The 24,959-nt window shown below is 70.0% G+C and carries 27 protein-coding genes; 17 read left to right on the forward strand and 10 right to left on the reverse strand.

Annotated features, from left to right (window positions below):
• Positions 1–9: 9 nt before the first annotated feature.
• Together MELE44368_RS16920 and MELE44368_RS16925 are read right to left on the reverse strand one after the other, a co-directional pair.
• Positions 10–549 carry an Rv1352/Rv1906c domain-containing protein gene (locus MELE44368_RS16920; protein WP_128109524.1) on the reverse strand — a complete coding sequence of 180 codons (540 nt, stop codon included), beginning with the start codon at positions 547–549 and terminating at the stop codon, positions 10–12.
• Between the two features lie 91 nt (positions 550–640).
• Positions 641–1,042: a heme-binding protein gene (locus tag MELE44368_RS16925; protein WP_128109525.1), complete on the reverse strand. Its 402-nt coding sequence runs from the start codon at positions 1,040–1,042 to the stop codon at positions 641–643.
• Between the two features lie 302 nt (positions 1,043–1,344).
• Between MELE44368_RS16925 and MELE44368_RS16930 the strand changes: the two genes are divergently transcribed.
• From MELE44368_RS16930 to MELE44368_RS16975, 10 genes are all read left to right on the forward strand, one after another.
• Complete coding sequence (locus MELE44368_RS16930; RefSeq protein ID WP_128109526.1) at positions 1,345–2,196, forward strand: rhomboid family intramembrane serine protease; 852 nt, start codon at positions 1,345–1,347, stop codon at positions 2,194–2,196.
• Positions 2,196–3,356, forward strand: coding sequence for an alpha/beta hydrolase (locus MELE44368_RS16935; RefSeq protein WP_128109527.1), 1,161 nt, complete (start codon positions 2,196–2,198; stop codon positions 3,354–3,356). The genes MELE44368_RS16930 and MELE44368_RS16935 overlap by 1 nt, the downstream gene beginning before the upstream one ends.
• 24 nt (positions 3,357–3,380) lie before the next feature.
• A complete protein-coding gene (locus tag MELE44368_RS16940) occupies positions 3,381–4,181 on the forward strand; it encodes a hypothetical protein (protein WP_128109528.1) in 801 nt (266 codons plus the stop codon).
• Between the two features lie 54 nt (positions 4,182–4,235).
• A complete protein-coding gene (locus tag MELE44368_RS16945; RefSeq protein ID WP_128109529.1) occupies positions 4,236–5,216 on the forward strand; it encodes a DUF4129 domain-containing protein in 981 nt (326 codons plus the stop codon).
• Positions 5,213–5,698 carry a hypothetical protein gene (locus tag MELE44368_RS16950; RefSeq protein WP_128109530.1) on the forward strand — a complete coding sequence of 162 codons (486 nt, stop codon included), beginning with the start codon at positions 5,213–5,215 and terminating at the stop codon, positions 5,696–5,698. Before MELE44368_RS16945 ends, MELE44368_RS16950 begins: the two co-directional genes overlap by 4 nt.
• Positions 5,699–5,700: 2 nt before the next feature.
• Positions 5,701–6,660, forward strand: a complete 960-nt coding sequence (locus MELE44368_RS16955; RefSeq protein ID WP_128109594.1) for an AAA family ATPase — start codon at positions 5,701–5,703, stop codon at positions 6,658–6,660.
• A 6-nt stretch (positions 6,661–6,666) separates the two neighbouring features.
• Positions 6,667–7,914, forward strand: coding sequence for a DUF58 domain-containing protein (locus MELE44368_RS16960; RefSeq protein WP_128109531.1), 1,248 nt, complete (start codon positions 6,667–6,669; stop codon positions 7,912–7,914).
• A gap of 1 nt (position 7,915) precedes the next feature.
• Entirely contained in the window at positions 7,916–8,377 is a 462-nt protein-coding gene (locus tag MELE44368_RS16965) for a hypothetical protein (protein WP_128109532.1), read from the forward strand.
• A gap of 113 nt (positions 8,378–8,490) precedes the next feature.
• Positions 8,491–9,807, forward strand: coding sequence for an MFS transporter (locus MELE44368_RS16970; RefSeq protein WP_128109533.1), 1,317 nt, complete (start codon positions 8,491–8,493; stop codon positions 9,805–9,807).
• A 92-nt stretch (positions 9,808–9,899) separates the two neighbouring features.
• Positions 9,900–10,175: a hypothetical protein gene (locus MELE44368_RS16975; RefSeq protein WP_128109534.1), complete on the forward strand. Its 276-nt coding sequence runs from the start codon at positions 9,900–9,902 to the stop codon at positions 10,173–10,175.
• Here the strand turns inward: MELE44368_RS16975 and MELE44368_RS16980 are convergent.
• Positions 10,172–10,516: an aminopeptidase gene (locus tag MELE44368_RS16980; RefSeq protein ID WP_128109535.1), complete on the reverse strand. Its 345-nt coding sequence runs from the start codon at positions 10,514–10,516 to the stop codon at positions 10,172–10,174. The genes MELE44368_RS16975 and MELE44368_RS16980 overlap by 4 nt on opposite strands.
• 135 nt (positions 10,517–10,651) lie before the next feature.
• Here MELE44368_RS16980 and MELE44368_RS16985 point away from each other — a divergent pair, with 135 nt between their 5' ends.
• Positions 10,652–11,548, forward strand: coding sequence for a DMT family transporter (locus MELE44368_RS16985; RefSeq protein ID WP_206613791.1), 897 nt, complete (start codon positions 10,652–10,654; stop codon positions 11,546–11,548).
• On the opposite strand, the gene MELE44368_RS16990 is transcribed toward MELE44368_RS16985, so the two are convergent.
• From MELE44368_RS16990 to MELE44368_RS17005, 4 genes are all read right to left on the reverse strand, one after another.
• Complete coding sequence (locus MELE44368_RS16990) at positions 11,545–12,318, reverse strand: ANTAR domain-containing protein (RefSeq protein WP_241566661.1); 774 nt, start codon at positions 12,316–12,318, stop codon at positions 11,545–11,547. The genes MELE44368_RS16985 and MELE44368_RS16990 overlap by 4 nt on opposite strands.
• Before the next feature lie 53 nt (positions 12,319–12,371).
• A complete protein-coding gene (locus MELE44368_RS16995; RefSeq protein ID WP_128109537.1) occupies positions 12,372–12,683 on the reverse strand; it encodes an STAS domain-containing protein in 312 nt (103 codons plus the stop codon).
• 134 nt (positions 12,684–12,817) lie between these two features.
• Positions 12,818–15,025, reverse strand: coding sequence for a SpoIIE family protein phosphatase (locus MELE44368_RS17000; protein ID WP_128109538.1), 2,208 nt, complete (start codon positions 15,023–15,025; stop codon positions 12,818–12,820).
• A gap of 51 nt (positions 15,026–15,076) precedes the next feature.
• Entirely contained in the window at positions 15,077–15,487 is a 411-nt protein-coding gene (locus MELE44368_RS17005; RefSeq protein ID WP_128109596.1) for an ATP-binding protein, read from the reverse strand.
• 407 nt (positions 15,488–15,894) lie between these two features.
• Between MELE44368_RS17005 and MELE44368_RS17010 the strand changes: the two genes are divergently transcribed.
• From MELE44368_RS17010 to MELE44368_RS27165, 5 genes are all read left to right on the forward strand, one after another.
• The gene (locus MELE44368_RS17010; protein WP_128109539.1) at positions 15,895–16,263 is read left to right on the forward strand and encodes an STAS domain-containing protein; all 369 of its coding nucleotides are present in this window, start codon (positions 15,895–15,897) and stop codon (positions 16,261–16,263) included.
• Positions 16,264–16,359: 96 nt separating this feature from the next.
• Positions 16,360–16,662 (forward strand): hypothetical protein, encoded by a 303-nt coding sequence (locus tag MELE44368_RS17015; protein WP_128109540.1) that lies wholly within the window; start codon positions 16,360–16,362, stop codon positions 16,660–16,662.
• Positions 16,663–16,714: 52 nt separating this feature from the next.
• On the forward strand, positions 16,715–18,277 hold the full coding sequence (locus tag MELE44368_RS17020) for a S53 family peptidase (RefSeq protein WP_128109541.1): 1,563 nt from the start codon (positions 16,715–16,717) through the stop codon (positions 18,275–18,277).
• On the forward strand, positions 18,274–19,470 hold the full coding sequence (locus MELE44368_RS27160; RefSeq protein ID WP_128109542.1) for a zinc ribbon domain-containing protein: 1,197 nt from the start codon (positions 18,274–18,276) through the stop codon (positions 19,468–19,470). The genes MELE44368_RS17020 and MELE44368_RS27160 overlap by 4 nt, the downstream gene beginning before the upstream one ends.
• Complete coding sequence (locus MELE44368_RS27165) at positions 19,467–20,195, forward strand: hypothetical protein (RefSeq protein WP_128109543.1); 729 nt, start codon at positions 19,467–19,469, stop codon at positions 20,193–20,195. The genes MELE44368_RS27160 and MELE44368_RS27165 overlap by 4 nt, the downstream gene beginning before the upstream one ends.
• 237 nt (positions 20,196–20,432) lie before the next feature.
• Here the strand turns inward: MELE44368_RS27165 and MELE44368_RS17035 are convergent, their stop codons facing one another.
• From MELE44368_RS17035 to MELE44368_RS17045, 3 genes are all read right to left on the reverse strand, one after another.
• Positions 20,433–22,628 carry an elongation factor G-like protein EF-G2 gene (locus tag MELE44368_RS17035; RefSeq protein ID WP_128109544.1) on the reverse strand — a complete coding sequence of 732 codons (2,196 nt, stop codon included), beginning with the start codon at positions 22,626–22,628 and terminating at the stop codon, positions 20,433–20,435.
• 200 nt (positions 22,629–22,828) lie between these two features.
• Positions 22,829–23,239 (reverse strand): TIGR03668 family PPOX class F420-dependent oxidoreductase, encoded by a 411-nt coding sequence (locus MELE44368_RS17040; protein ID WP_128109545.1) that lies wholly within the window; start codon positions 23,237–23,239, stop codon positions 22,829–22,831.
• Positions 23,240–23,273: 34 nt separating this feature from the next.
• The gene (locus tag MELE44368_RS17045) at positions 23,274–23,723 is read right to left on the reverse strand and encodes a hypothetical protein (protein ID WP_128109546.1); all 450 of its coding nucleotides are present in this window, start codon (positions 23,721–23,723) and stop codon (positions 23,274–23,276) included.
• 106 nt (positions 23,724–23,829) lie between these two features.
• Between MELE44368_RS17045 and MELE44368_RS17050 the strand changes: the two genes are divergently transcribed.
• Positions 23,830–24,954 carry an ABC transporter substrate-binding protein gene (locus MELE44368_RS17050; protein ID WP_128109547.1) on the forward strand — a complete coding sequence of 375 codons (1,125 nt, stop codon included), beginning with the start codon at positions 23,830–23,832 and terminating at the stop codon, positions 24,952–24,954.
• Positions 24,955–24,959: the final 5 nt, after the last annotated feature.

Below are 24,959 nucleotides of genomic sequence, written 5' to 3' on the forward strand. Positions count from 1 at the left end.
ACGGCGACGTTATGAGGGGGGCGGACCGCTCAGGATGCCCGAGCCGATGAACGACCCGAGCTGGCCGAGCAGATCCTGCGGTCCGGGCTGCGGCGGCGGGGTGGCGTTGGTGAGCTGCCAGGCCTGGCAGTCGTTGGTGGTGAACGTGGTGTCGTCCGCCTTGATCTGGACGACCTGCGGCTTCTTGGTCAGCGCGTTGTCGACGAGCTCGCCGTTGCTGGTGCGCTTCCAGTAGCAGACACCGTCGGTGATCGGCCCCGCCGAGGAGTAGGTCCCCGGCACGATGTCGACACCGACCTGGTAGGTGCCGTCGGCCGTGATCGAGGTCTGGGGCCCGGCCGGGGCGTCCGGCGACTCGTCGGCGTCCTCGGACGCGTCGGGCGCCGGTCCCGGCGCCGCAGCGGACGGCGCGTGTGACACCGGCGGCGGAGCAGGCGCGGTGGACGGCGTCGGCGACGGCTCGGGCTGGGCATGCGCGACCCCCGTGACCACTCCACCAGCGGCGACGAGGATCGCCGCGGCGAGGACGGTAGATCGCGTCGGGTTCATGGCAAGCCAGTCTAGGCGTCGGTGAGAGATGGGAAAACCCGCCGCCACAGCGGGGCTGCGGCGGCGGGTTCTCGCTGCGCGTGCGATGGACTCAGCCGGCCATGAACTCGTTGTAGGCCGAGGCCAGGTCCGGCGGAAGCACCGCGATGTCGCACTTGCTCTGTACCTCACCGATCGGCGCGAGGATGCCGCGCAGGTCGTGATACTCCTGCGGGTTGTTGGTGAAGTACCCGCGCAGTGTCGCGGCCGCCTCGGGACGCGGCTGGCTGAACGCGGTCGTGACGGCCTGGTTGGCACCGGGATGGCCGTCCAGGTACGCGCGTGCCGAGCCCGTCACGGAGCTGACCGTGCCGGACACCGCGCTGGCGTCGCACTGCCCGGGTGAGGCCACCGCCGACGGTGCGGCGATGGTTGCTGCGGCCAGGCCGCCGAGCACGCCTGCTGCACATGCGCCCGCGATTCCCCGGCGCGCAGTGATACCACTGAATTTCATATGCTTTCTTCCCTTTTATTCGAATTCGTCGCTGATCCCCCGTCCCCGAAAACCAAGGTAGCCGACCGTGGGCGGCGCGGATCGACGCCGCTTTTTCGTTTGCTGGATAGCCGCTTGCGTTACACCGAATGGGCGTGATCTACACCGCAAAATCGGCCGTTTCAGATAAGTCAGCGACCAGAACGGGCGTGGATTCTCAGAACTTGCCGGAAGGTCTTAGATGATCGTGATGTCGACGGTGATCGAATCGTTATCGAATGCGGTTCGTCCTGGGCGCGCGGGGGCCTCTTTAAGGTGGGGCCATGTCGATCCCCGCGGAGACGCAGACCTGCTACCGGCACCCCGACCGGGTGACCTATGTCCGCTGTTCTCGCTGCAACCGCTACATCTGCCCGGAGTGCATGCGCAGCGCCGCCGTGGGCCATCAGTGCGTGGAATGTGTGAACACCGGCGCCAGGACGGTCCGGCAGCCACGAACCCAGTTCGGCGGGCGTCCGTCGGCCGGCCCAGTGGTGACCTACGTGTTGATCGCGGTCAATGTGGCGATGTTCGTGCTGCAGAACGTGTCACCGGATCTGCAGCGCGCGCTGGTGATGCACTCCGGCGCGGTCGCCGCCGGCGGCGAGCTGTACCGACTGTTGACCTCGGCGTTTCTGCACTACGGCCTGACGCACCTGCTGTTCAACATGTGGGCGCTGTACGTGGTGGGCCCGCCCCTGGAGGCCGCGCTCGGCCGGCTGCGGTTCAGCGCCCTCTACTTCCTCAGCGCACTGGGCGGGTCGGTGCTGGTGTACCTGTTGTCGCCGGTGACCGCGGCCACCGCCGGCGCGTCCGGGGCGATCTTCGGGCTGTTCGGCGCGACGTTCGTGGTGGGCAAGCGGCTCAACCTCGACGTCCGCTGGGTCGTCGCGATCATCGTGCTGAACCTGGTGTTCACGTTCATCATTCCGCTGATCAGCTCGGTCAACATCAGCTGGCAGGGCCACCTCGGCGGGCTGCTCACCGGCGCGGTGGTCGCCGGGGCCTACGCGTACGCGCCGCGGAACTCGCGCAACGCGGTGCAGGCCGGGGTCACCGCTGCGCTGCTGGTCGTGTTCGCGGCGTTGATCTGGTGGCGAACCGAGGTTCTGCTGGGGTCGTTCGGTGTGGCCTGATGATCGCGTACGTGGTGGCGGTGCCGCTCGTCGTGGTCGCTGCGCTCGGCGTCTCGGGCACTCTGCTCAACGACGTCCCGTATGTGGGGCTGGCGACGGCGTTCGTGCCGTGGTTCGTCGTGTGGTTGATCGTGGCGGCGGCCGTCGGCGCGGTGCTGGCGGGGTACCGCTGGTGGCGCGGGCGGGGCTGGTTCGCCGCAGCGCTGACGGTGACGGCCGTGCTCGCGGCGGTGGGCGCGTCGTTCATCACCGCGCGGATGACCACCGCGGTCCAGGCCGCCGGGGCCGACGTCGATCTGGTCGACATGTTCGGCATCGGGTCCGCCGGGTCGGCACCACCGGACGCCGAAGCGACCTATGCGACGTTCGAGGGGGAACCGCTGCAGGTCAGCATCTACCGCCCGCCGGGTTCGACGCAGGCGTCGCGCGCCCCGGTGCTGGTCTACATCCACGGCGGCGGGTGGGTCGCCGGCGACCGGCATTCGCGCAGCACCGAGCTGCGGTGGCTCGCCGACCAGGGGTGGCTGACGATCAGCGTCGGATACCCGTTGTCGTCGAACGACCGGCATCTCGCCGACGTCACCCAGAGCCAGCTCGGCTGCGCGCTGGCCTGGGTGGCGGCCAACGCCCACCGGTACGGCGGTGACCCGGCGCGGCTGTCGCTAGCCGGCCACTCCGCGGGCGGCAACCTGGCCGTCAACACCGCCTACCTGGCGGCCGCGGGCACGCTGCCGTCGTCGTGCGGCGGGCGGATACCGGCGGTGCACGCGGTGTCGGTGATGTATCCCGCCGTCGACCCGGCCGGCATGTACCACAACCCAGACCCGGTCCTCGGCGGCTTCGCGCGCGACATGGTCGGTGCCTACACCGGCGGGTCGCCCGAGCAGTTTCCCGAGCGCTACCAACGCGTTTCGTCGGCCGGCCATATCACCGCCGCCGCGCCGCCGACGCTGATCATCGTGCCTGCCGCCGACCATCTGGTTCCGGTGGCCGGCACCTACCGGTTCGCCGAACAGGCCGCGGCGGCAGGCGTCGACGTCGACGTCGTCACCGTCCCGTACGCCGACCACGTGTTCGACGCCCGCCCCGGCAGCCTCGGCCGGCAGGCCTTCCGGCAGCTGACGGCGCGCTGGTTGCGCGACCATGGACAGGGGCCCTGACCCCGTAACCGGTAGGGAGGACGTATGGACCCGCTCGACGAGCTCTACGCCGCCCGGCTCGAGGACTTCACCGCCCTGCGTACTGAACTCGCCGCGGCCGCCAAGAAACGCGGCGCCGCCGACGAAGCCAAGACGATCTCGGCCGCCCGCAAACCCACCACCGCGGCGTGGGTGGTCAACCGGCTCGCACACGCCGACGACGCCGTGCGACAGCGTCTCACCGACCTCGGCGCACGGTTGCGCGCGGCGCACGCCGAGATGGACGGCGCCCGCATCCGCGAACTGACCGCCGAACAGCGCCGGCTCATCGACGACCTCGCCCGGGCGGCGTTCGAAGAAGCCGAGCTGGCCAGGCCGTCGGCGTCACTGCGCGACGACGTCACCGCGACCCTGCAGGCCGCCGTCGCCGACCCCGACGTCGCGGCCAGGATCGGTCGGTTGACCAAGGCCGAACAGTGGTCGGGCTTCGGCGAATTCGGTGACAGCGCCGCGGTTTTCAAGCCGAAGGCGAAGGCCGCGCCGGCGAAGCGCGCCGACAAGCCTGCCCAGAAGACCGACGAGAAGCCCGTCGACACCGAGGAGCGGCGCAAGCGGGAGCAGGCCCGGGCCGAACTGGCGGCCGCCGAACGGGCCAAGGCCGAGGCCGACGAGGCGCTGGCCGAACTGCAGTCCGATCTGGCCACCGCGCGGCTGCGGCACCAGGACGCCAAGCGCCGGCTGGAGGAGGCCGAAGCGGCGCTGGCCGCCGCCGAAGAGGCCTACGACAAGGGCAAACAGGCCAGCCGCGAGGCCGCTGCGCGGGTTCGGCGCGCCAATCGACGCTGAGCGACGGTTCCCGCGCCGAAATCGCGTAACTGCTGCCAGGATGGGGGCAGGGTCATGGCCGGTTTCGACAAGCCGACACAGCGCGTGATCGCGGTCATCGCGCTCATGATCCTTGCCGCCTGGGCGCTGCGGGGCTACGTTCCCGGCGCCCCCGAGCGGTCCGTCGAGCGCGGGCCGCCGGAAAGCAACCCCGCGGCATTGGCCGCGGTGGTCGCGATGCTGACCGCGGCGGTGGCGATCATCGGGTTCGCGATCATCGTGCGGCTGCGCGACCGGCGACCGAGACCGCCGACGGCGCGCGCGCTGCCGCGAAGTCCGGGCGCGATGGGACGTCCGACGTGGCGGTTCTCGATGATCGCGCTGGCCGCGATCATCGCGTGGCTGCTGCTGATCGTGGTGCTGAGCCGGGTCGGCGGCCCCGAGCCGATCGAACCACCGCCGCCGGATGCCACATCCGACGTCGCCGGTCCGGCATCCGACGCGAACCGCCCACCGGCGCAGCTGCCGGACGAGACCGACGGCGACGACTCGACTGGCTCGAGCGTCGTCGACTATCTGATCCCGCCGATGCTGATCCTGATGGGCCTGGTGGTGCTCGGCACGGCGATCGCGTCGCGACGACAACGGCGCGACACGCACGACGATGCGCTCGCCGATGACCAGGTCGCGGGTCCCGCGGCCCCGAAGGCCACGAACTCGCTTGCCCGCGCCGCGGAGATCGGGCTGGCCGAGATCGGCGACCTCAGCCGCGAGCCGCGCGAAGCGATCATCGCGTGCTACGCGGCGATGGAGCGCGAGTTGACCCGGGTGCCCGGCGCCATGCCCCAGGATTGCGACACCCCCACCGAGGTGCTGGCCCGCGCGGTCGACCGCCACGCGTTACGCGCCGACAGCGCAACCGAACTGGTGGAGCTCTTCGAGGAAGCCCGGTTCTCTCCGCATGTCATGACCGAGGCGCACCGGGACGCGGCGCTGCGGGTGCTGCAGCGCGTGCTGGCCGATCTGCCCGGGCGCGTGCCGGAGGTGCCGGCATGAAAAGGCTTGCCGCAGCGGGGTTTCTGTTGGTCGTCGGAACCGAGTTGATGGTGCTGGCCGCGCCCGACCGCGGCCTGGCCCTTGTCATCTCGGGGGTCGCCCTGGCTGTCGCGCTGCTGGGGCTGCGGTGGTACCTGGTGCGTGAACAGGTCGCCGGCGCGGGCGAGGAACCGGTCGACGACGCCGCGGAGGCGCTGCGACGCTGGATGTCACGCACCGAGACGCTGATCAGCAGGGCGGACTCGACCCGAAGGGACTGGGACCGCCACTTGCGGCCCATGCTCGCGCGGCAGTTCGAAATGGCGACGGGGCAGAAGCGACTCAAGGACCGTGCCGCCTATCACGCCACCGGGCAGATGCTGTTCGGTCCGCAACTGTGGGCATGGGTGGATCCGGAGAACGTCGCGGGCAGCGACGTCAACGACCCTGCTCCCGGGCGCGCGGCGCTCGACGAGATCCTGCAACGGCTGGAGCGGATATGACCATGGGCCTTCCGGCGGCGACCACCACCGCCCACTGTGAGACGGTGCTCGACGAGATCGGCCGCGTCGTCGTCGGCAAGCGCGGTGCGCTCACGCTCATCCTCACCACTGTGCTGGCCGGCGGACACGTGCTCGTCGAGGACCTGCCCGGCCTCGGCAAGACCCTGATCGCGCGGTCGTTCGCCGCCGCGCTCGGTCTGCAGTTCAAGCGCGTTCAGTTCACCCCGGACCTGCTGCCCGCCGATCTGCTCGGATCCACGGTCTACGACATGCAGTCGGGCCGTTTCGAGTTCCGGCCCGGGCCCATCTTCACCAACTTGCTGCTGGCCGACGAGATCAACCGCACCCCGCCCAAGACGCAGGCGGCGCTTCTGGAGGCGATGGCTGAACGCCAGGTGAGCATCGACGGTGTCACGCACAAGCTGCCCGCACCGTTCATCGTGTTGGCCACCGACAACCCGATCGAGTACGAGGGCACCTATCCGCTGCCCGAGGCGCAACTCGACCGGTTCACGATCCGGCTCGAGCTGAACTATCTGTCTGAGCCAGAAGAGGTTTCGATGTTGCGCCGTCGCGTCGACCGGGGGTCGACCGAGCCGACGGTGCAGCAGGTCGTCGACGCCGACGAGCTGATCGCTATGCGCGAGTCGGTGGAACAGGTGACCGTGCACGACGACGTGCTGCGGTATGTGGTGTCGCTGGCCGCGGCCACCCGGCAGCATCCGCAGATCGCCGTCGGCGCCAGCCCGCGCGCCGAACTGGACCTGGTGCAGCTGGCCCGCGCCCGCGCCCTGCTGTTCGGCCGGGACTATGTCATTCCCGAAGATGTGAAATCCCTTGCGGTCCCGGCGATCGCGCATCGCATCAGCCTGCGGCCGGAGATGTGGGTGCGGCGGGTCCACGGCAGCGACGTGGTGCACGAACTGCTGCGCCGCCTGCCCGTGCCGCGAGCCGAGGCGTGACGCGCCGTGGCCGAGGTCCGCACCACCGAACTGGAATTGACCTGGCGCGCATCGCCTCTCACACAGGCGCTGCTGACGTGTGCGGTGGCGGCGTTCGTGGTGGCGGTGGCCGGCGGGTACTGGCAGCTGGTCGCGTTCGCGGCGCCCTTCGTCGGGGTGCTGTGTTCGATCGGCTGGCAGCGCCCGGCGCCGTCGGCGCGGGTAAATGCCCGGCCCGGATCGCACAGGTGTTTCGAGACCGAACGGGCCCGCGTCACGGTGTGGGCCGACGCCGCACCGGAACCGGTGACGTTCGCGGTTTCCACGCCCACCGGAATGCAGTGCGACGTCGTCGAGCGCGACGGTGAGCAGACCGTCGAGGTGACCGCCGAGCGTTGGGGCCGCTATCCGATCCGGGTCCGCCTGCGAGTCACCGCCCGCGGCGGTCTGCTCGAGGGCCTCGGCGTCGCCGACGCCGCCAACGTCTACGTCTTTCCCCAAGCCCCGCCGCAGTCGACGGCGATACCGCGCACCGAACTGCTCGACCGGCTCGGCACGCATCTGACCCGGCACATCGGTCCCGGCGTCGAGTACGCCGACGTGCGCCGCTACGTGCCCGGCGACCAGCTGCGTACGGTCAACTGGCCGGTCAGCGCCCGCCGCGGCAGCCTGCACGTCACCCAGCGGCTGACCGACCGCGCCGCCGACGTGGTGGTGCTCATCGACAACTATCCGCAACCGGCGGGGCCGGCGACCGAAGCCACCGACCGCACCGCGCGGGGCGCCGTCCAGGTGGTGCAGAGCGCGCTGCGCAGCGGCGACCGCGCCGGCGTCGTCGCGCTCGGCGACAAGCAGCCGCGCTGGCTAGGCGCAGACATCGGGCGGCGCCAGTTCTACCGTGTGCTCGACGCCATCCTCGCCGTCGACGACGGCTTCGAGACCACCCGGGGCACGCTGGCACCCCGCGCCGCGGTGCCGCCCGGCGCGATCGTCGTCGCGTTCTCGACGATGCTCGACACCGAATTCGCGTTGGCGCTCATCGACTTACGCAAACGCGGGCACACCGTCGTCGCCGTCGACGTGTTGGAGGGCGCGCCGTTCGCCGACGACACCGACCGCCTGGTCGCCCGAATGTGGGCGCTGCAACGCTCGTTCATGTATCGCGACATGGGCACCGTCGGCGTCGACGTGGTGTCGTGGCGTGCGGTCGACACGCTGGATCAGGCGATGCAGCTGGTGCCCGACCATCGACGCCCGGTGCGGGGGCGGCGGTGACATGACCTCGGTGGTGCAGTCCCGCGCGGTCGCGGCAGGGTTCGGGCTGGTGATGGTCGCGACCTCGGCGGTGCAGGCCGACGACATCGCCCTCGCGGTGGCGGGGGCGGCTGTGTTGGCGGTGTTGGCGGGCAGCGTGTTTCGGCCCTGCGCGACGCTGGCGGTGCTGCTGGCGGGTGCGGTGCTGGTGGCCTCTGAGGCCCCGCCGATGCTGGCGTCGCTGTGCGGGTTGACGGCGACCGGCTACCTGGTGCTGCGGCACGCGGCCAACGCGACGGCGCCCACGGTCGTTGGGGCGATGGGGTTTACGACCGTGGCCCTGGCCACCGTCTCGATACCGGTGGAGCTGCCGTGGGTGCCGCTGCTGGCGCCGGTCGCGATGCTGGCGCTGGTGGTGCTGGCCACCCGCCCGTTCTGGGTCGACGGGTTGGCGCGTATCCGCGGCGGCACACAGCGCACGTGAACCCACCCGGCCCGCTATCTTTCTAGGGTGCTTGCGGGGTGGGTGTAGCGGCCGCGTAAGCGAGATGCTCAGCGCGACGCTTAGTTTCGGCTCGGACTCTAGGGAGAAGCGACATGCCGTCCGATGTGCGCAAGGCCATCACCGGGGCGTCGATCGGCAACGCCGTCGAATGGTTCGACTTCGCGATCTACGGTTTCCTGGCGACGTTCATCGCGGCGAACTTCTTTCCGGCGGGCAACGAAACCGCCGCTCTGCTCAACACATTCGCGATCTTCGCGGCCGCCTTCTTCATGCGGCCGCTCGGCGGGTTCGTGTTCGGCCCGCTCGGCGACCGGATCGGGCGCCAGCGCGTCCTGGCCGTCGTGATCCTGCTGATGTCGGCGGCGACGGTGGCCATCGGGCTGCTGCCGACGTACGCCTCGATCGGCGTCGCCGCCCCGCTCCTGCTGCTCGTGCTGCGCTGCCTGCAAGGCTTCTCGGCCGGCGGGGAGTACGGGGGCGGCGCGGTGTACCTGGCCGAGTTCGCGTCCGAGAATCGCCGCGGGTTGACGGTCACGTTCATGGCATGGTCGGGCGTGCTGGGCTTTCTGCTCGGGTCGGTGACCGTCACGCTGCTGCAGGCGCTGCTGCCGGCCGCCGCGATGGAGAGCTACGGCTGGCGCATCCCGTTTCTGATCGCCGGGCCGCTCGGCCTGATCGGCCTGTACATCCGGTTGCGCCTCGACGACACCCCGCAGTTCGCCGAACTCAGCAAGACCGACCGGGTGGCCAAGTCGCCGCTGCGTGAGGCCATCACCACCGCGTGGCGGCCGATCCTCCAGGTGATGGGGCTGTTCATCGTGTTCAACGTCGGCTACTACGTGGTGTTCACGTTCCTGCCCACCTACTTCATCAAGACGCTGGAGTTCTCCAAGACCAGCGCGTTCGTCTCGATGACGTTGGCCAGCCTGGTGGCGCTGATCCTCATCCTGCCGCTGGCGGCGCTGTCGGACCGGATCGGACGCAAACCGATGCTCGCCGGGGCCTCGGTGGCCTTCGCGGTGCTGGGCTATCCGCTGTTTCTGCTGTTGAACTCGGGGTCGCTGGCGGCGGTCATCGCGCACTGCGGCCTGGCCGCCATCGAGTCGGTCTACGTGTCGGCCGCGGTCTCCGCCGGCGTCGAACTGTTCGCCACCACCGTGCGCTACAGCGGCTTCTCCATCGGCTACAACATCTGCGTCGCCACGTTCGGGGGCACCACGCCGTATGTGGTCACCTGGTTGACCGCCGAGACCGGCAACGACGTCGCCCCCGCCTTCTATCTGATCGTGGCGGCGGTCGTGTCGCTGGCCGCGGTGCTCACGATGCGCGAGACCGCCGCCCGCCCGCTGCCGCAGACCACCGAGGAGCCGATGCCCGCGGCGGTGTCTCAGGCGCCTCAGGCGCCGTAGCCACCTGAGCCGCCGAACGTGGATTACCCGCACGCCCCGAGCGCCAGGAGCGTGACACGACCCCACACTCGCCGGAGAAGTATCGTGTGGCCATGAAGGTTCGGGTGTTGCCCTACGTCTCGGTGGAGATCGACGACCGGCTCCGCCACAGGTTGCGCGCGGCCGGCGACCGGTTCCGGGTGAGTATCCGGGCCTACCTGCGCAGCGCGGCCGACGACGTCGACGTGGCGAGTGACCGGGTCCGCGGGCTGTGTGACCGCGCGGTCACCCGGGTGGACACGGTCGTGGCCTCGGTCAATGACAAGATCGCGCCGACGGCCGAATCGCCGCCACACCTGCGTGTGGTCGGCGGTCGGGAAGCAAGCTAGCCGGTTCGGGCGCCGCCGACGCGATCGCCCACGAAGAACCCGGCGACGAGGATCACCAGCCCGATGACCGCCACCGGGATGGCCCAGGTGCGCCGCCCGGACACCGCTGCCTCGCACTGCGCGACGTAGTCGGTGTGCGGCACCAGTTCGTTGATGATAGGCAGGTTCGCGGGGTTGCGTTCGTCGATGTCGCGTGCCTCGGAGTAGTCCGCGGCGATCGCGTTACCGCAACCGATCTTCTGATTGTCGGGTCCCGCGGTCGATACGGGTACCAGAAGACCAATGACACCCACGACCAGCACGACCGCGCCCACGAGCAACACCAACCGTCGCATGTTCATGATCGATCAATGCCCACTCGGGGCGCGGCCGAAACTTTCCGGTCGTCGGCGCGGTCACACCGACTGCGCGGTGCACCGGCCAATATGGTCTGCTTGTCCCGTGTGCCGGCCGTGGTCTGAAGGGAGTGAAACGCTTTGGTAAGCCATGGTCTGGCCGTGCTTCTGGCCCTGCTGGCCGCGGTGTTTCTCGCGATCGGCATCGTGGTCCGCCAGCGCGCCACCATGGACGTCGCACCCGAGCACAGCGTGAGCGTCGTGATGGTGCTCACCCTGCTGCGCAGGCCGCTGTGGTGGGCGGGCACCGCCGCGGCGGTGACCGGGTTCTGCTTTCAGGCGTTCGCGCTGGTGTTCGGTTCGCTGCTGCTGGTGCAGCCGATCCTGGTGTCCGCGCTGCTGTTCGCCCTGCCGCTGAGCGCGCGCCTCGCCGAGCGCCGCGTGACCCGCGGCGAATGGCTGTGGGCATCGCTGTTGACCGTCGCGCTGGCCGTGTTCGTGGTGCTGGCCAAGACCCGCCCCGGCGACTACGAGGCCTCCGCGCCGCTGACGGCGCTTGTCGCGGTGGTGTGCATCGCGGCCGTGACCGCATGCGTGGTGGTCGCGGTCCGTAACCCCGGTTGGCGGCGCGCGGTGCTGCTGGCCGTCGCCGTCGGCGTGCTGTTCGGCGTCGTCGCGGTGCTCACCAAGGTGGTCATGTACCTTCTCACCCAATACGGGCCGATGGCCGTGCTCAGCACCCCGATCCCGTATCTGCTTGTGCTGCTGGGCGTTATCGCGGTGTTTCTGCAGCAGTCCGCCTTCCACGCCGGCTCCCTGCAGACCTCGGTGCCGACGATGCTTGTGCTCGAACCGGTCATCGCCGTGGTGCTCGGCGCGGTGGTGCTCGGTGAGCACATGACCGTGGACGGCGTCAAAGCCGTGGCGATCACCATCGCGGTCGTCGCGATGACGGCGTCGACCATCGCGCTCGGCCGCGACGAGGGCGCACTCGAGGAGGAACTCGAGGCCGCCGCCGCGGTCGGCCGCCCGACCTAGTCGCCGCGACCCTGCGGCCGCGCCGACTCGGTCATCGCCGTCCACAGCAGCCGGGCGGCGGTGCGTGCCGGCCGGTCGGGAGCGATCCGCGCCGGCGTGCGCGGCTGCTCGGCCGGGGCGCCGCTGATGTGCTCGATCAGCGCCACCGCCAGCTCGCGCAGCTTGACGTTGAACTGCTGGCTGGCGCGGCGCAGGATGTTCCACGCCTGTTCGGCGTCGCAGCCGACCCGGCCCATCAGCGCGCCCTTCGCCTGTTCGATGGCGCCGCGCGACTGCAGCACCGACAGCAAATCGGAGAACGCGGAGGCGTGCTTGGCGGCGGTCGAGACGAACGCGGCGGACACCAGCTGCTCATAGTTGATCAGCGTCGTCATCGTCGCGGCGGTTGCCGGTTCGGTGAGCGTGCAGGCCACCACGACGGTGGCGTCGTCCTGCCAGACGCCGGGGGCGGCGGCGGATCCGTGCACCCGCTCCCAGCTGGACCGAAGGCCTGGCTCCCGGGCGGTGATCGCGTCGAACGTCAGGTCCGGCCACCGCTCGTCGGTCCACAGGTCCAGCGACAGCACAGGAACCTGGTGGCTGAGGGCGTCGGCGACCGGCCCGCCGAGCCCGGACAGCTGGGCGCCCACGAGTTCCTCACCGATCCCGAGCGCGGTGATCACCGACGGGCCCTCACCGCGGTGTCTGTTGTGCACGCACACGCTGATGCCGAGCGACTCGGGCAGCTCCGCCTGCATGCGTTCGAGGACGCGTTGCAGCAGCGCGATCAATTGAGGGTGGTCCCGAGGGTGAAAATCCGGCGCGGACAAGATGATTGAGCCGATCAGTAGACAACTTGGACCGTCGCGACCTGATCCAGACCCGAGATCTTGAGCAATGTGGTGATCGGACCCTGTGCGGGCACCACCAGCGTGAGCTTGGTGTCGGCCGCGACCGAGAACAGTTCCCGCAGAGCAGCACTGTCGCAATAGCTCACCTGCACCAGGTCGACGGTGACCGTCGTGTGGTCGGTCGCGGCGCGCGACAGCACCGCGCCGAACTCGTCGATGTTGGCGAGATCGATCTCGCCGGCCGCCGAGACGACCGGCGCCTGCTCGGCTTGGGCGGCCGTCAGTTGGAACTGGGCTCTGGTCATGGTGTCGGAAGCGATGCGGGACCGCTCGGGTGCCGGCCGGGGCCGAACGCTTTTTGGGACATCGCACCTCCCGCAAGTCGCCGGAATGCAGTAATACCACGCCGACGGCGGTGGTGCGCAGGGCAATCTGATTTTCAGTGATCCGGTAGCCGAAACGACATCTCCACCGTCGTACCCGCCGGGGTGCCGTCCAGATCCACCCCGTCGCTGACCGCGCGCATCAGCAGCAAACCCCGCCCCCTGGTGCCGGGGTCTTCGGGCGGAGTCTTCCATGAACCGCCGTCGATGACACTGACATGGACCTCGTCGGCGCGAATGTCGGCTTCCACCCGCATCCGGCCGGGATCGCGGCCGCGGTAGGCGTGTTCGACGCAGTTCGAGCATGCCTCGTTGACCACCAACACGATGTCGTCGGCAAGCGGGGCGGGAACGCCGTTGCCGGCCAGCCACGCGGCCAGCCGGTGCCGCACGTCGCTGAGCTGGGTCGCCACCGCTTCGGTGTCCATGCGCAGCGGCGCGGACTCGCCCCGGTACAGCACGATCGCGATGTCGTCGTCGAAGCCGTTGTCGGGCGCCAACTTAGCCAGCAGCGTGTCGGCGACGGCTTCGATGGGTTGTTCGGTGGTTTCGGCGAGCACCTCGGTGAGGCGGTCGATCTGGTCGTCGATCGCTTGGTCGCGCCGTTCGACCAGCCCGTCGGTGTAGAGCATCAGCGTCGAACCGGGCGTCAGCGTACGGGTCGCCTGGGGGCGGGGCTCGCCGCACTGCACCGCCAGCGGCACCGATCGCCCGTCGGTCAACAGTTCCGGTGCCGACGAGCCGGTGATCAGCACCGGCGGCATGTGCCCCGCGCTGCTGTAGTGCACCGACCGGGTCGCGGTGTCGATCACCGCGACGAACACCGTGGTGCAGAAGGCGTCCGGGATCAGTTCGGCCACCGAGTCGAGTTGTTCGAGCACCGTCGACGGCTCCGCACCGGTCAGCAGCAGCGCCCGGGTGGACGCCCGAAGCTGGCCCATCACCGCCGCGGCGGACAGGCCACGGCCGACGCAGTCGCCGACGACCACGCCGATCCTGTGCGCGGCGACGGGCAGCACGTCGTAGAAATCTCCGCCGATCTCCAGCGGCGGTACCGCCGGTTCGTAGCGCACGGCGAAGCCGGCAGGAAGCGCTGTGGGCGCGAGCAACGAGCGCTGCAGGGTCAGCGAGGTCTCCCTGGCGCTCTCGAACTGCCGGACGTGCTGCATCGCCAGGCCCAGGTGGCCGACCAGCGCGCTGACCAGTCGCCGGTCCTCGGTGCTGACCACGCGTGGCTGTCGGTGTTCCAGGCAGACGACGACATCACGTGTGGTGGAAAGGACCGCGGCGAACCCGCGCGTGGTCCCTGCGCTGGGGGCGGCGCCGACCGGGCTGACCGTCAGCGGCACCCAGTTGCGGGCGTCGTCAAAGGTGCGTTGCCAGTCGGAATCCAGGTCCTCCCAACTCGATACGGCCGGGTCCCCGGCCACGTGGATGGCGGGGTCACCGTCCGTCCGCGGCCAGACGACCGCGATCACCCGCGCGACGTCGAGCGCGGATGCGCACTGTGCCAACGTGATCGACAGAACCTCGTCGACGTTCTTGGCGACGCTGACCGCGGTGGCCAGGCGGGCCATCGTGGCGTCGCGTTCGGCCGCCGCGCGCGGAGCGGTGATGTCACGGATCGTGCCGACGTAGGCGGTGCGGTCCGTGGCGTGCTCGGCGATCACGTTCATGCTCAGCGCCGCCCACCGGTGCCTGCCGTCGCGGTGCCGGATCGGGATCTCGGCGGTGCCCGCGCCGCGTCTGACCACCTCCATCAGATGTTCGTTCGCCGTGACCGGATCCTCCACCCAGGGGTGGGGCATCGGGTAGGGCAGGCCCTCGGCGTCGTACCCGGTGATGTCGGCGAACGCGTCGTTGACCTCCACGATGGTGCCGGCGTGGTCGGCGATGAAGAAGCCCTCCTGAAGCGAGTTGACCAGCGCGGTGCGGAACTCGTCGCGGTCGGCGAGGTCGTCGGCGCGGGCCCGTTGCTGGGCGTACCGCCTTGTGCCGTCGAGGAATCCGCGGGTGGCCACGTCGATCGCCGCCAGGGTCTGCAGCAGAAACTGCAGCGCACGTCCCGTGCCCGCCTCGGTATCGCGGCCGCCGACGCGGACCAGGCGCGAGTGGTTCTCGATGATCTCGAGCACGCTCATCCGATCCCTGAGTGCTTGGCGGCCGAGGTCGTGCCCGAGCGCCAACGCCGCTTCGTCACCCGTGCGCAGATAGGCGTGCAGCGCCTCGGCGTAGGAAGCGTAGAAGGCCTCACGCTCGGTCATGACGAGCCCCGGTGACGTGCGGCCCACGCAATGGGGCCCGGTCGGTCATGCCTAAGCACCGTCGGGGACCCACTTCCACATCTCGATCACGGTGCCTTTGCCGGGCCTGGATTCGACATGCATTCGGTCCATCAGCCTGCGCGCGCCAGGCAGTCCCAGCCCCAGCCCGGGGCCAGTGGAGTACCCGTCCTCCATCGCGCGTTCCATGTCGGCGATCCCGGGCCCGTCGTCCTCGGCATGCACCACCAGCGCCTGCCTGCCGTCGCGGAACTCGACGCCTATTCGGATCTCCCCGTGACCCGCGAAACTCGTTATGTTGCGGGCGATCTCGGATATTGCGGTGGCGATCATGGTGACGTCGGTCAGCGAGAACCCGAGCTGTCCGGCCAGCTCGCGGCCCGCCTGACGGGCCGCGACGATATCGTCGGGGCCGCCGATGTCGACGACGAAATCACCCGCCACTCTCACTCCTGGTCACCTTCCGCGCATCGAGTTGCCGTTTCAGCGGTGTCCGCATGTCGTCGAAGGGCGGCCCGAGCCGCATCGAGGCGATCAGGGTCGGGCCTTGGTTCAGGACGGGCACGTGCATGGTGGCTGCGGGCAGGCTCCGGTCAGCCGGTCGACTCGGCGGTTCGGGTCACCTCGGCGGCGACCCGCCTCCCGCCGGCCGGCCCCGAGCGGTCCAGGTCCAAACACGGATCGGACATCCAACCTCCCAGCTCAGCACCAATGGCGTGCGTCCTACCGCGACACTAGCCCGCGGCCGGGTGGTGGAACTGTCGAAGCGCTGATCTACCTTCGGCGGCAAAGCGTTAAGCTCTGCGCACTGCCGTCAATACTGGCGGCGCCCACGAGACGAAGGACCGCCGTTGCCAGGTAATGATCCGATCACGACGTCGGTGACCCATCGGGATGGGGTCGCCGTGGTGGCGGTGAGCGGCGACGTCGACGTAGCCACGGTCGCCACCCTCGAAGAATCGATCACCGAGGCGCTGGCCACCAAACCCACCGCGCTGATCGTCGATCTGTCCGACGTCGACTTTCTCGCATCGGCGGGCCTGCAGACGCTGGTGGCCACCAACGAGGCCGTCACCAAGACCACCACCGGCTTCGCGGTGGTCGCCCACGGTCCCGCCACCAGCAGGCCCATCCAGTTGACGGGCCTGGACCAAGTCTTCTCGCTGTATCCGACGCTGGCCGAGGCGATCGCCGCGGTAGGCGCCGCGTCGCAGAATTAGCCGACGCGCGTTCACCAGCACATTCCACTAGAGTTTCGAACGCCGGTGGTGATCTCGGTACGCCCTGGCGCTGGGTCGGGACAGATGGGACGAAATATGAGGCCAGGTCTTCTGGGGCGTCGTATCGCGGCGGTCGCCGGCGGAACCGCGGTCGCGGCGACGGTGCTGCTGACCGCGTCGTGCGCGGGACAGGAGGAGTCGACGCCGGACGACACCACCACCACCACCACGACGACCACCACGACGACGACGGCGCCGCCGGCCACCCCGCCGCCGCCCGCTCCCGGCGAGCCCGGCGAGCCGACGGAGAAGGCGCCGCGCATCGAACCGGGTCCCAACCCGTTCTCGCCGACGGTGAAGGCCCCACCCGCGCCGACGGCCATTCCCGGCGATCACTGACCGCGGGTCTGATCGGCTCGGACCGCGGTCCGTGGGGGTGCGGCGACTCGGCATGCTCGCCCTCGTGGCGGCGAGCGTGCTGGTGTTCGCCTCCGACCTGGGTCCGGCCGCGCCCCGCCAGGGCGCCATCACCGGGCCCTACGCCTATCTGCTGGCGAGCTCGACCGACCTGGGGCCGTCGCGCGACGCCGACGCCCAGCTGACGCTGGCCCTGCACCGCCGCGACCGCCCGGCGGCGGTGTTCGACTGGGCCGACAGCCACGACCTTGCGATCAGATGGCACCCGGGGGACAACTGGGCGGTCGTAAAGGGCCAGGCGCAGAACCTGGCGCGCGCGTTCGACGTCGAGGTGCACGACTACCGCGGCAGGCGCGGACAGGTGTTCTACGCCTCCCCGCAGCAGCCGCGGATCCCCGCCGCGCTGCGCGGCGACGTCGACGAGATCGGCCGGATCCTGGGCTACATACCGCACCACACCTCCCACCTGCCGATGCTGCCGCTGGACGTGCCGGACAAGGGGTTGTCGCCGGCCGCGCTGCGGCACACCTACAACGTCGACACGCTGACCGCCGAGGGTTACACCGGCAAGGGTTCCACGATCGTGATCTTCGCGTTCGACGGCTTCGAGCAGGCCGATCTCGATCTCTTCGCCGACACGTTCGGGCTGCCCCGCTTCACCCCGGAGATCATCGGCGGCGACCTCGACGCGCCGCGCGGCGAGACCACCATGGATCTTCAGGTCGCACACGCCGTCGCCCCCGACGCGCGCAAGGTCGTCGTCAGCGCCCGCCCGACCGTGGCCGGGGACGGGACGTTCGTGAAGGTCGGGGAGATGTTCGCCGAAGCCGACCGGCGGTTCCCCGGCGCGGTGTGGAGCCTGTCGATCGGCTGGGGCTGCGACAAGCTGATCACCGCCGCCGACCTCGCGCCGGTGCGCTCGGCGCTGGCGGCCGCGCAGGCCAACGGCACCACGGCGGTCAACGCCAGCGGTGACCTCGCCGGGCTGGAATGCAAGGGCGGCGACGAGTGGTCATCCCCGCCGGGGGAGGACGACATCGGGCTGGACTCGGTGGCCTCGCTACCGGAGATCACCGGCGTCGGGGGCACGACGCTGTCGACCGACGCCGACGGCAGGTGGCTGGCAGAGCAGGCCTGGTTCGACGTGCCGCTGTCGGTGGGCACCGGCGGCGGGGTGTCGGCGTTGTTCGACCGCCCCGACTGGCAACGGGGTGTGCTGCCCGACGAGAGCCTCGGCCGCAGGCTGACACCGGACGTCGCCGCGGTGGCCGACCCGTTCACCGGCGTGCGCATCGTGTTCCAGCAGACACCGCTCGTCGGCGGCGGCACCTCGCAGTCGGCGCCCATCTGGGCGGGCTTCGCCGCGGTGATGAACCAGTACCTGCTCGCCAACGGGGGACAGCCGATCGGCGATCTCAACCCCAAGCTGTACCGCATCGCGGCGGGTGCGGCGCTGCCCGCGTTCCGCGACGTGACGCTGGGCGGCAACGTGGTGGCCGACGCCGCGCCGGGCTACGACCTGGTGACCGGGCTGGGCACCCCAGACGTCGCCAATCTGGCGCGTAATCTGTTGGCGCTGCAGGAGTCTGGCGAATGAGCGACCAGGATCGGGTGCCCACGGCCGAATGCCGGGTGTGTCGGACCGATGTCCCCGCGGGCCGGTACTGCGGGTTGTGCGGATGTCACCTGACCCCGCGGCGGGCCGAGGGCCCCGACTGGCTTCGGGTGCGCGACTTCGGCGCCGCCAAAGACGAGCATCTGCTGCAGCCGGCGCTGACCAGCTCGCTGTTTCCGCACCTGCCGCAGCGCTCACGCAGCGCGTTCCGGCTTGGGCTGGCGGCGCTGCTCGCCACGCTGGTCGCGTTCACGCTGCTGCGCCTGCCCGCGGCGCTGGTGACCGTGGCCGCGCTGGGTCTTCCGGTGCTGTTCGTGCTCTATCTGCGTGAGTCGGATGCGTTCCGCGACTTCGGTGTTCGCACGCTGGCCGTGACGACGGTGCTGGGCGTCGGGCTCGGTCTGGGATGGGTGCTGCTGACCGAGGCGACGATCACCCGCTCCTACGAGCTGGGGCTGGCCGGAGGGCCGGACTGGGACCGCATCCTGCGCGACGGCCTCGCGGTGCCGCTCGGCGGTGTGCTCCTCATGTTGCTGCCCGCGGTGATCGTGCGGCTGGCGCGGCCGCCGAGCCGGGAGGCGTTGGACGGCTTCATCGTCGGCGCGCTCGGCGCGTTGACGTTCACCGCCGCGTCCACGCTGGCGCACCTGGCGCCGCAGTTCGGGACCGGGGTGGTGAGCGGGCAGCCGATGGAGAGCCTGTTGGTGGAGGCCGGCATCCGGGGCGTGGCCGAACCGGTGACGGCGGCGGCCGCGGGCGGGTTGATCGGTGCGGCGCTGTGGTTTCGGCGCCCGCCCAGCAAGCAGAACCAGCGGCCGGTGCTGGTGCGCGCGGTGCTCGTCGGGTTCGCGGTCGCGGTGCTGACGGTCTGTCTCGGGCTCGGGGTGATCGACGCCGCGGCACCCACCCAACTGCTGATGTTGGGACTGCATCTGCTGTTGGCGGCGGTCGCATTGCTGTTGCTGCGCATCGGAATTCACCTGGCGTTGCTGCACGAGGCGCACGACGAGATCCAGGCCGACGAGCCGGTGCTGTGCCCGCATTGCGGTCATGTGGTGCCCGACATGGCGTTCTGCCCGGCCTGCGGGGTGGCCACGCGCGCGTCGTCTCGGTCCTCGCGCCGGTCCCGGCGTGCGGCACGTCCGGTTCGCGCGACAGGACCGGATGCGACGTGAGCGCGCCGACGGATTTCTTTCCCGGCTACGCGGTTCCGGCGGGCACCTACGCGGCCCCCGCGCCGCGGCGGACGTCGCGCAGACGGCTGGTGGTGACGTGGCTGGTGGCCATCGTCGTGGTGGCTGCCTGCCTGGTGGCGCTGTCCGCGGCGATCGACAAGCCCGCCGCGCGGTACGTGTGCCCGCCGGACTGCGGGCGACCACCCACGGGCACACCGGTGGAGGTCAACCCGCGCTTCACCGCGCCCGACGGCGCGTTCTCGGTGAGCCATCCGGTGGAGAGCTCGGCGTATCGCATCACCACCGAACCCAGCGGGGTGACCGCGGAGTTCCTGGCGGGCGACGGCGGTGTCATGCGGTTGTTCAGCGAACCCGCGGCCGGCCGGCCGGCGCAGGAGATCGCCAAAACGGTGGTGACGGCCACCTTTCCCGACACCCGCACCGCCTACGAGATTCCCAACGCGATGGTGGGCTATCAGCCCGGTTACGGCGAGGTCGCCGACTGTTGGCCGCAGGGCGCCAACACCAGCTACGCGAGGATGCGGGTGATGGTGATGGTCGCGGTGAAGAACGATCTCGCGCTGGTCGCCGCCGCGGTGGGCCCGTACCACGAGTTCGGCCCGGACTTCGGGTTCGGTAAGCCGTCGGGCGCCAACCTCCAGATCGCTTTGGACATGGGCAAATACGTCAACAGCTTCAGCTGGCGCGGCGACCCGCCACGGTAGATGTCGCCGAAACGGACGAAATGGTCGATTCGCCCGGGGCAGAACCGACCAAAACGTCGATCTCGGCGAGCTGCTAGACCGCGCCGTTGAACAGGCACAGCCAGGTGATCACCAGCGCGAAGAGCCCCAGCAGGATCGTGACGACAACATGGCGAAGCAGATGAGTCCGGTGCACAGCGCCCGACGGTAGGAATACCGCCTGAGAAGGACCTGACAGCCGGCGCAGAACCGGCTGTCTCAGGCCGACGCCAGAACCTTGGCGGCGGCGTGCTCGGGCATCGGCTCATAGCGGGCGAAAGACCTGGTGAACGACCCGGCGCCGTGGGCCATCGAGCGCAGGTCGATCGCGTAGCGGGTCAACTCCACCTCGGGGATCTCGGCCTTGATCAGCGTGCGGTCCTCACCGACCTTCTCCGTGCCCAGCACGCGGCCGCGACGCCCCGCCAGGTCGCCCATCACGGTGCCCACCAGATCGTCGGGCACCAGCACCGAAACCTCGTCGACCGGTTCGAGCAGGTTCACCTTGGTGGCCGCGGCGGCCTCACGCAGCGCCAGCGCGCCTGCCGTCTGGAACGCGAAGTCCGACGAGTCGACGCTGTGCGCCTTGCCGTCGAACAGGGTGACCCGGATGTCGACCACCGGATAGCCGGCGCCCACCCCCTTCTCCATCTGCGCCCGGATCCCCTTCTCCACGCTGGGAATGAACTGGCGCGGCACGGCGCCGCCGACCACCTTGTCGACGAACTCGAACCCCGAGCCCTCCGGCAGCGGCTCGACCTCGATGTCGCACACCGCGTACTGGCCGTGCCCGCCGGACTGCTTGACATGCCTGCCGTGCCCTTTTGCCTTGCCGCCGAACGTTTCTCGCAGCGGCACCCGCAGCTCGACGGTGTCGACGGCGACCCCGTAGCGGCGCTGCAGCCCGTCGAGCACCACGCCGGCATGGGCCTCGCCCATGGTCCACAACACGAGCTGGTGGGTTTCGCGGTTCTGCTCTATGCGCAGCGTGGGGTCCTCGGCGGCCAGCCGCTGCAACCCGACCGACAGCTTGTCCTCGTCGGTCTTGGCGCGCGGCTGCACCGCGATCGGCAGCAGCGGCTCGGGCATGACCCACGGCTTGAGCACCAGCGGGTCCGACTTGTCGGACAGCGTGTCGCCGGTCTCGGCGCGGCTCAACCGCCCGATCGCGCAGATGTCGCCCGCGATCACCTTGGGCGCCGGGCGCTGCTGCTTGCCCAGCGGGAACGACAGCGTGCCGATGCGTTCGTCCTCGTCGTGATCCTCGTGGCTGACGGCGGAGCCGTTGTGGTCCGGGTCGCCGAAGAACGAGGTGAAGTGGCCCGACACATGCACGGTCGCATCCGGGTTGATGGTGCCCGAGAACACCCGCACCAGGCTGACCCGGCCGACGTACGGGTCCGACGTCGTCTTGACGACCTCGGCCAGCAGCGGCCCCTTCGGGTCACAGGTCAGGCCGTCGCGTGGCTTGCCCTGCGGCGTGAACACCTCGGGCAGTTTGTGTTCGGGTGGCGACGGGAAGGCGCTGGTGATGATCTCCAGCAGTTCGAGGGTGCCGACGCCGGTGGCGCTGCAGGCCGGAATCACCGGGAAGAAGGAGCCGCGCGCGACGGCCTTCTCCAGGTCGGCGATCAGCACCGACTGGTCGATCTGCTCGCCGCCGAGGTAGCGCTCCATCAGCGTCTCGTCCTCGGACTCCTCGATGATTCCCTCGATCAGCGTGCCCCGCATCTCCTCGATCGCGTCGGCGTAGGAGGCGTCGGGCTCGTGGGTGCCGGTGCGCTTGCCGTCGGCGTACTCGTAGTGCGTCTGCGACAGCAACCCGATCAGGCCCGTGCACGGTGAATCTGATTGATTCCCGCCCAGCTTTCCCCGCCCGGCCGGCAGATACAGCGGCAGCACCTTGTCGCCGAACGCCTGCTGGGTAACGGCCAGCGCGGTGTCGTAGTCGGCGCGCGCGTGGTCGAGTTTGGTGATGACCACCGCGCGCGGCATGCCGACCTGGCTGCACTCCTGCCACAGCGCTTTGGTCGGCTCGTCGACCTGCTCGTTGGCCGCGATCACGAACAACGCGCAGTCCGCTGCGCGCAGGCCGGCGCGCAGTTCACCGACGAAGTCGGCGTAGCCGGGGGTGTCGATCAGGTTGACCTTGATTCCGTCGTGCTTCAGCGACGCCAGCGCGAGCCCGACCGAGCGCTGCTGGGAGATCTCGGCCTCGTCGAAGTCGCAGACCGTGGTGCCGTCCACGATGGACCCGGCTCGGTTGAGAACCCCGGCGGCGACGAGCAGGGCTTCGACGAGTGTGGTCTTGCCGCCACCCGATGGGCCCACCAGCACCACGTTTCGGATGGCGGCCGGACTGTCCGCGGTGGGGGCGGCTCCGGCACCACCGGAAGTTGTCGTTTTGTCAGCCATGGCAGCGCCTCCTGACGGTGGTGTGTCCCCCACCATTCCCCCAACCGACGCCGAGCACAAGGGATTCGGCGACTTTTACGAAGGCAGGCGGCCACCGTTGTGCCGTCGAGAGGTTCAGCGCGTCGATTTCTTCACCAGGGTCGCGCTTCTGGCCCACGCGCAGCCCTCACGCAGAAACCGGCGCCCGAGAGCGGCCGCGCTCAGGCGTGCCAGGACGTCCACCGGTCGACGGCAACGGTCACCACCGGTCCGTCCAACGCAATCCGTTGGTACTGAGGGTATTTGGCGCGCAGCAGCGCGTAGCCGACGGCGCGGGCCTCGCCGCTGTGGTGCACCTCGGCCAGCCCGTCTGCGCGCACCCACCACAGCTGCGTCCAGTCGTCGTCGTAGTGGTCGACGAGCATGCTCACCCGGGGGTTGGCCTCGATGTTGGTCAGCCGCCGCAACCGCTGGGTCGACTTTCGCTTGGCGTCGACGGCGGTGTAGACGACGCCGTTGTGCACGCCGAACACCACCGGCACCAGGTGCGGCGCGCCGTTCGCCCCGACGGTGGCCAGCATCGCCACCGGCGCTTGCGCGAACATGGCCGCAGCGTCCTCGAATTCGGCCATGGGTCCAGCCTATTCCGCATCGCGAAAACCAGCGTTAGGGCCGCCGCGGTGCGACGCTGATCGGCCTGCGCGTCTCCTTGGTGCGCGTCACCCCGAACTCGGGTTCCTTGGTGACCCGCGTCGGCGACGCCACCTCGGCCGTGCGCGCCGGCGGGGGCACGACGGGCTGGGCCGTCACCTCCGCGGGCGGAGGGGGTGGTGCGGGCGGGGGCGGCGGCGCCGACGGTCTGGCGCTGGTCGCCACCGGCGTCGACGGGGCAGTGCGCGGCACCGACGTGGCGGTCGGACCCGGCTCGTGGACCACCGTGCCGGCCTCGTCGAACAGCAGCAACACCCCGGACACAACGATGGCCACCGACGCCGCGGCCACCGCGATCAGCGCCGCCCTCGCCTGCCTGCCTCGATACCACGGCGTCGGATCGGGTTCGAAGCGCCAGGTGCCCGGATCGAAGGCGTCGAACGACGCGGCCTCGCGCTCAGCCATCCACCGATGCTAACGCCGGTACCAGCACCGACGACGGCCGTCGCGCGGTATCCGAGACCGCGATAGGGTGCGAGCGCGCTCATCCGGATCGGAAGGTTGGCAAACGATGAAATCACGCCTGGCGGCCGTCACCGCGGCCGCGCTCCTGCTCGTCGGCTCGGCGGCCTGTGCCCCGCCGGAGAAGGAGAGCGGAGGGGAACAGACGCAGTCCGGGGTCAAGGCCGGCGAGGCCACGTCCGCGCAGGATTTCGGCGGCATGGACGGGCTCATCGAGGCGGCCAAGAAGGAGGGTGAGCTCAATGTCATTGCGCTGCCGCCGGATTGGGCCAACTACGGCAACATCATCAAGACCTTCGAGGACAAGTACGGCATCAAGGTGAACTCCGCGCAACCCAACGCCTCCAGCCAGGAGGAGATCAACGCGGCCACCCAGCAGAAGGGCAAGTCCACCGCGCCTGACGTCTTCGATCTCGGCCAATCGGTCGCGCTGGCCAACACCTCGATGTTCGCGCCGTACCGGGTCGCCACCTTCGACGACATCCCGGCGGCCTTCAAGGACCGCGAGGGCACCTGGGTCAACGACTACGGCGGCTACATGTCGATCGGCTACGACTCGGCCAAGGTGCCCGAGGTGACCAGCGTCGACGACCTGCTCAAGCCCGAGTTCCGCGGCAAGGTCGCGCTCAACGGTGACCCCACCCAGGCGGGGGCGGCCTACTCCGGAGTGCTGATGGTGGCGCTGTCGCAGGGCGGTTCGGTCGACGACATCGCCCCGGGCGTCGAGTTCTTCCGCAAGCTGAACCAGGCGGGCAATTTCCTGCCGGTCGACCCGACGCCGGCCACCATCGAGTCGGGTCAGACGCCGGTGGTCATCGACTGGAACTACCTCAACGCCGCCCAAAGCCAGAAGCTGCCGTCCTGGCGGGTGTTCGTGCCGCCGGAGTACCCCGTGGCGGGCTACTACTACCAGGCGATCAACAAGGACGCCCCGCATCCGGCCGCGGCCCGGCTCTGGCAGGAGTTCCTCTTCAGCGACGAGGGCCAGAACCTGTTCGCCGCGGGCGGTGTCCGGCCCGCGCGCGCCGACAACATGATGACCGACGGCACCCTCGACCAGGCCGCCGCCGCGACCCTGCCCGTCATCGACGGACCGGTCACGGTGCCGAGCCCGGACCAGACCGAGAAGGCCACCGCGTATCTGGCCGAGCACTGGGCCGGCGCGGTCGGCTGACCGAG

It is taken from the genome of Mycolicibacterium elephantis DSM 44368, assembly GCF_004014805.1.
GTDB lineage: Bacteria > Actinomycetota > Actinomycetes > Mycobacteriales > Mycobacteriaceae > Mycobacterium > Mycobacterium elephantis.

Coding starts and splice junctions, on each gene's coding strand:
- MELE44368_RS16920 (WP_128109524.1), bottom strand. CDS start 549: ATGAACCCGACGCGATCTACCGTCCTCGCCGCGGCGATCCTCGTCGCC.
- MELE44368_RS16925 (WP_128109525.1), bottom strand. CDS start 1,042: ATGAAATTCAGTGGTATCACTGCGCGCCGGGGAATCGCGGGCGCATGT.
- MELE44368_RS16930 (WP_128109526.1), top strand. CDS start 1,345: ATGTCGATCCCCGCGGAGACGCAGACCTGCTACCGGCACCCCGACCGG.
- MELE44368_RS16935 (WP_128109527.1), top strand. CDS start 2,196: ATGATCGCGTACGTGGTGGCGGTGCCGCTCGTCGTGGTCGCTGCGCTC.
- MELE44368_RS16940 (WP_128109528.1), top strand. CDS start 3,381: ATGGACCCGCTCGACGAGCTCTACGCCGCCCGGCTCGAGGACTTCACC.
- MELE44368_RS16945 (WP_128109529.1), top strand. CDS start 4,236: ATGGCCGGTTTCGACAAGCCGACACAGCGCGTGATCGCGGTCATCGCG.
- MELE44368_RS16950 (WP_128109530.1), top strand. CDS start 5,213: ATGAAAAGGCTTGCCGCAGCGGGGTTTCTGTTGGTCGTCGGAACCGAG.
- MELE44368_RS16955 (WP_128109594.1), top strand. CDS start 5,701: ATGGGCCTTCCGGCGGCGACCACCACCGCCCACTGTGAGACGGTGCTC.
- MELE44368_RS16965 (WP_128109532.1), top strand. CDS start 7,916: ATGACCTCGGTGGTGCAGTCCCGCGCGGTCGCGGCAGGGTTCGGGCTG.
- MELE44368_RS16970 (WP_128109533.1), top strand. CDS start 8,491: ATGCCGTCCGATGTGCGCAAGGCCATCACCGGGGCGTCGATCGGCAAC.
- MELE44368_RS16975 (WP_128109534.1), top strand. CDS start 9,900: ATGAAGGTTCGGGTGTTGCCCTACGTCTCGGTGGAGATCGACGACCGG.
- MELE44368_RS16980 (WP_128109535.1), bottom strand. CDS start 10,516: ATGAACATGCGACGGTTGGTGTTGCTCGTGGGCGCGGTCGTGCTGGTC.
- MELE44368_RS16995 (WP_128109537.1), bottom strand. CDS start 12,683: ATGACCAGAGCCCAGTTCCAACTGACGGCCGCCCAAGCCGAGCAGGCG.
- MELE44368_RS17000 (WP_128109538.1), bottom strand. CDS start 15,025: ATGACCGAGCGTGAGGCCTTCTACGCTTCCTACGCCGAGGCGCTGCAC.
- MELE44368_RS17015 (WP_128109540.1), top strand. CDS start 16,360: ATGAGGCCAGGTCTTCTGGGGCGTCGTATCGCGGCGGTCGCCGGCGGA.
- MELE44368_RS17020 (WP_128109541.1), top strand. CDS start 16,715: ATGCTCGCCCTCGTGGCGGCGAGCGTGCTGGTGTTCGCCTCCGACCTG.
- MELE44368_RS27160 (WP_128109542.1), top strand. CDS start 18,274: ATGAGCGACCAGGATCGGGTGCCCACGGCCGAATGCCGGGTGTGTCGG.
- MELE44368_RS17035 (WP_128109544.1), bottom strand. CDS start 22,628: ATGGCTGACAAAACGACAACTTCCGGTGGTGCCGGAGCCGCCCCCACC.
- MELE44368_RS17040 (WP_128109545.1), bottom strand. CDS start 23,239: ATGGCCGAATTCGAGGACGCTGCGGCCATGTTCGCGCAAGCGCCGGTG.
- MELE44368_RS17045 (WP_128109546.1), bottom strand. CDS start 23,723: ATGGCTGAGCGCGAGGCCGCGTCGTTCGACGCCTTCGATCCGGGCACC.
- MELE44368_RS17050 (WP_128109547.1), top strand. CDS start 23,830: ATGAAATCACGCCTGGCGGCCGTCACCGCGGCCGCGCTCCTGCTCGTC.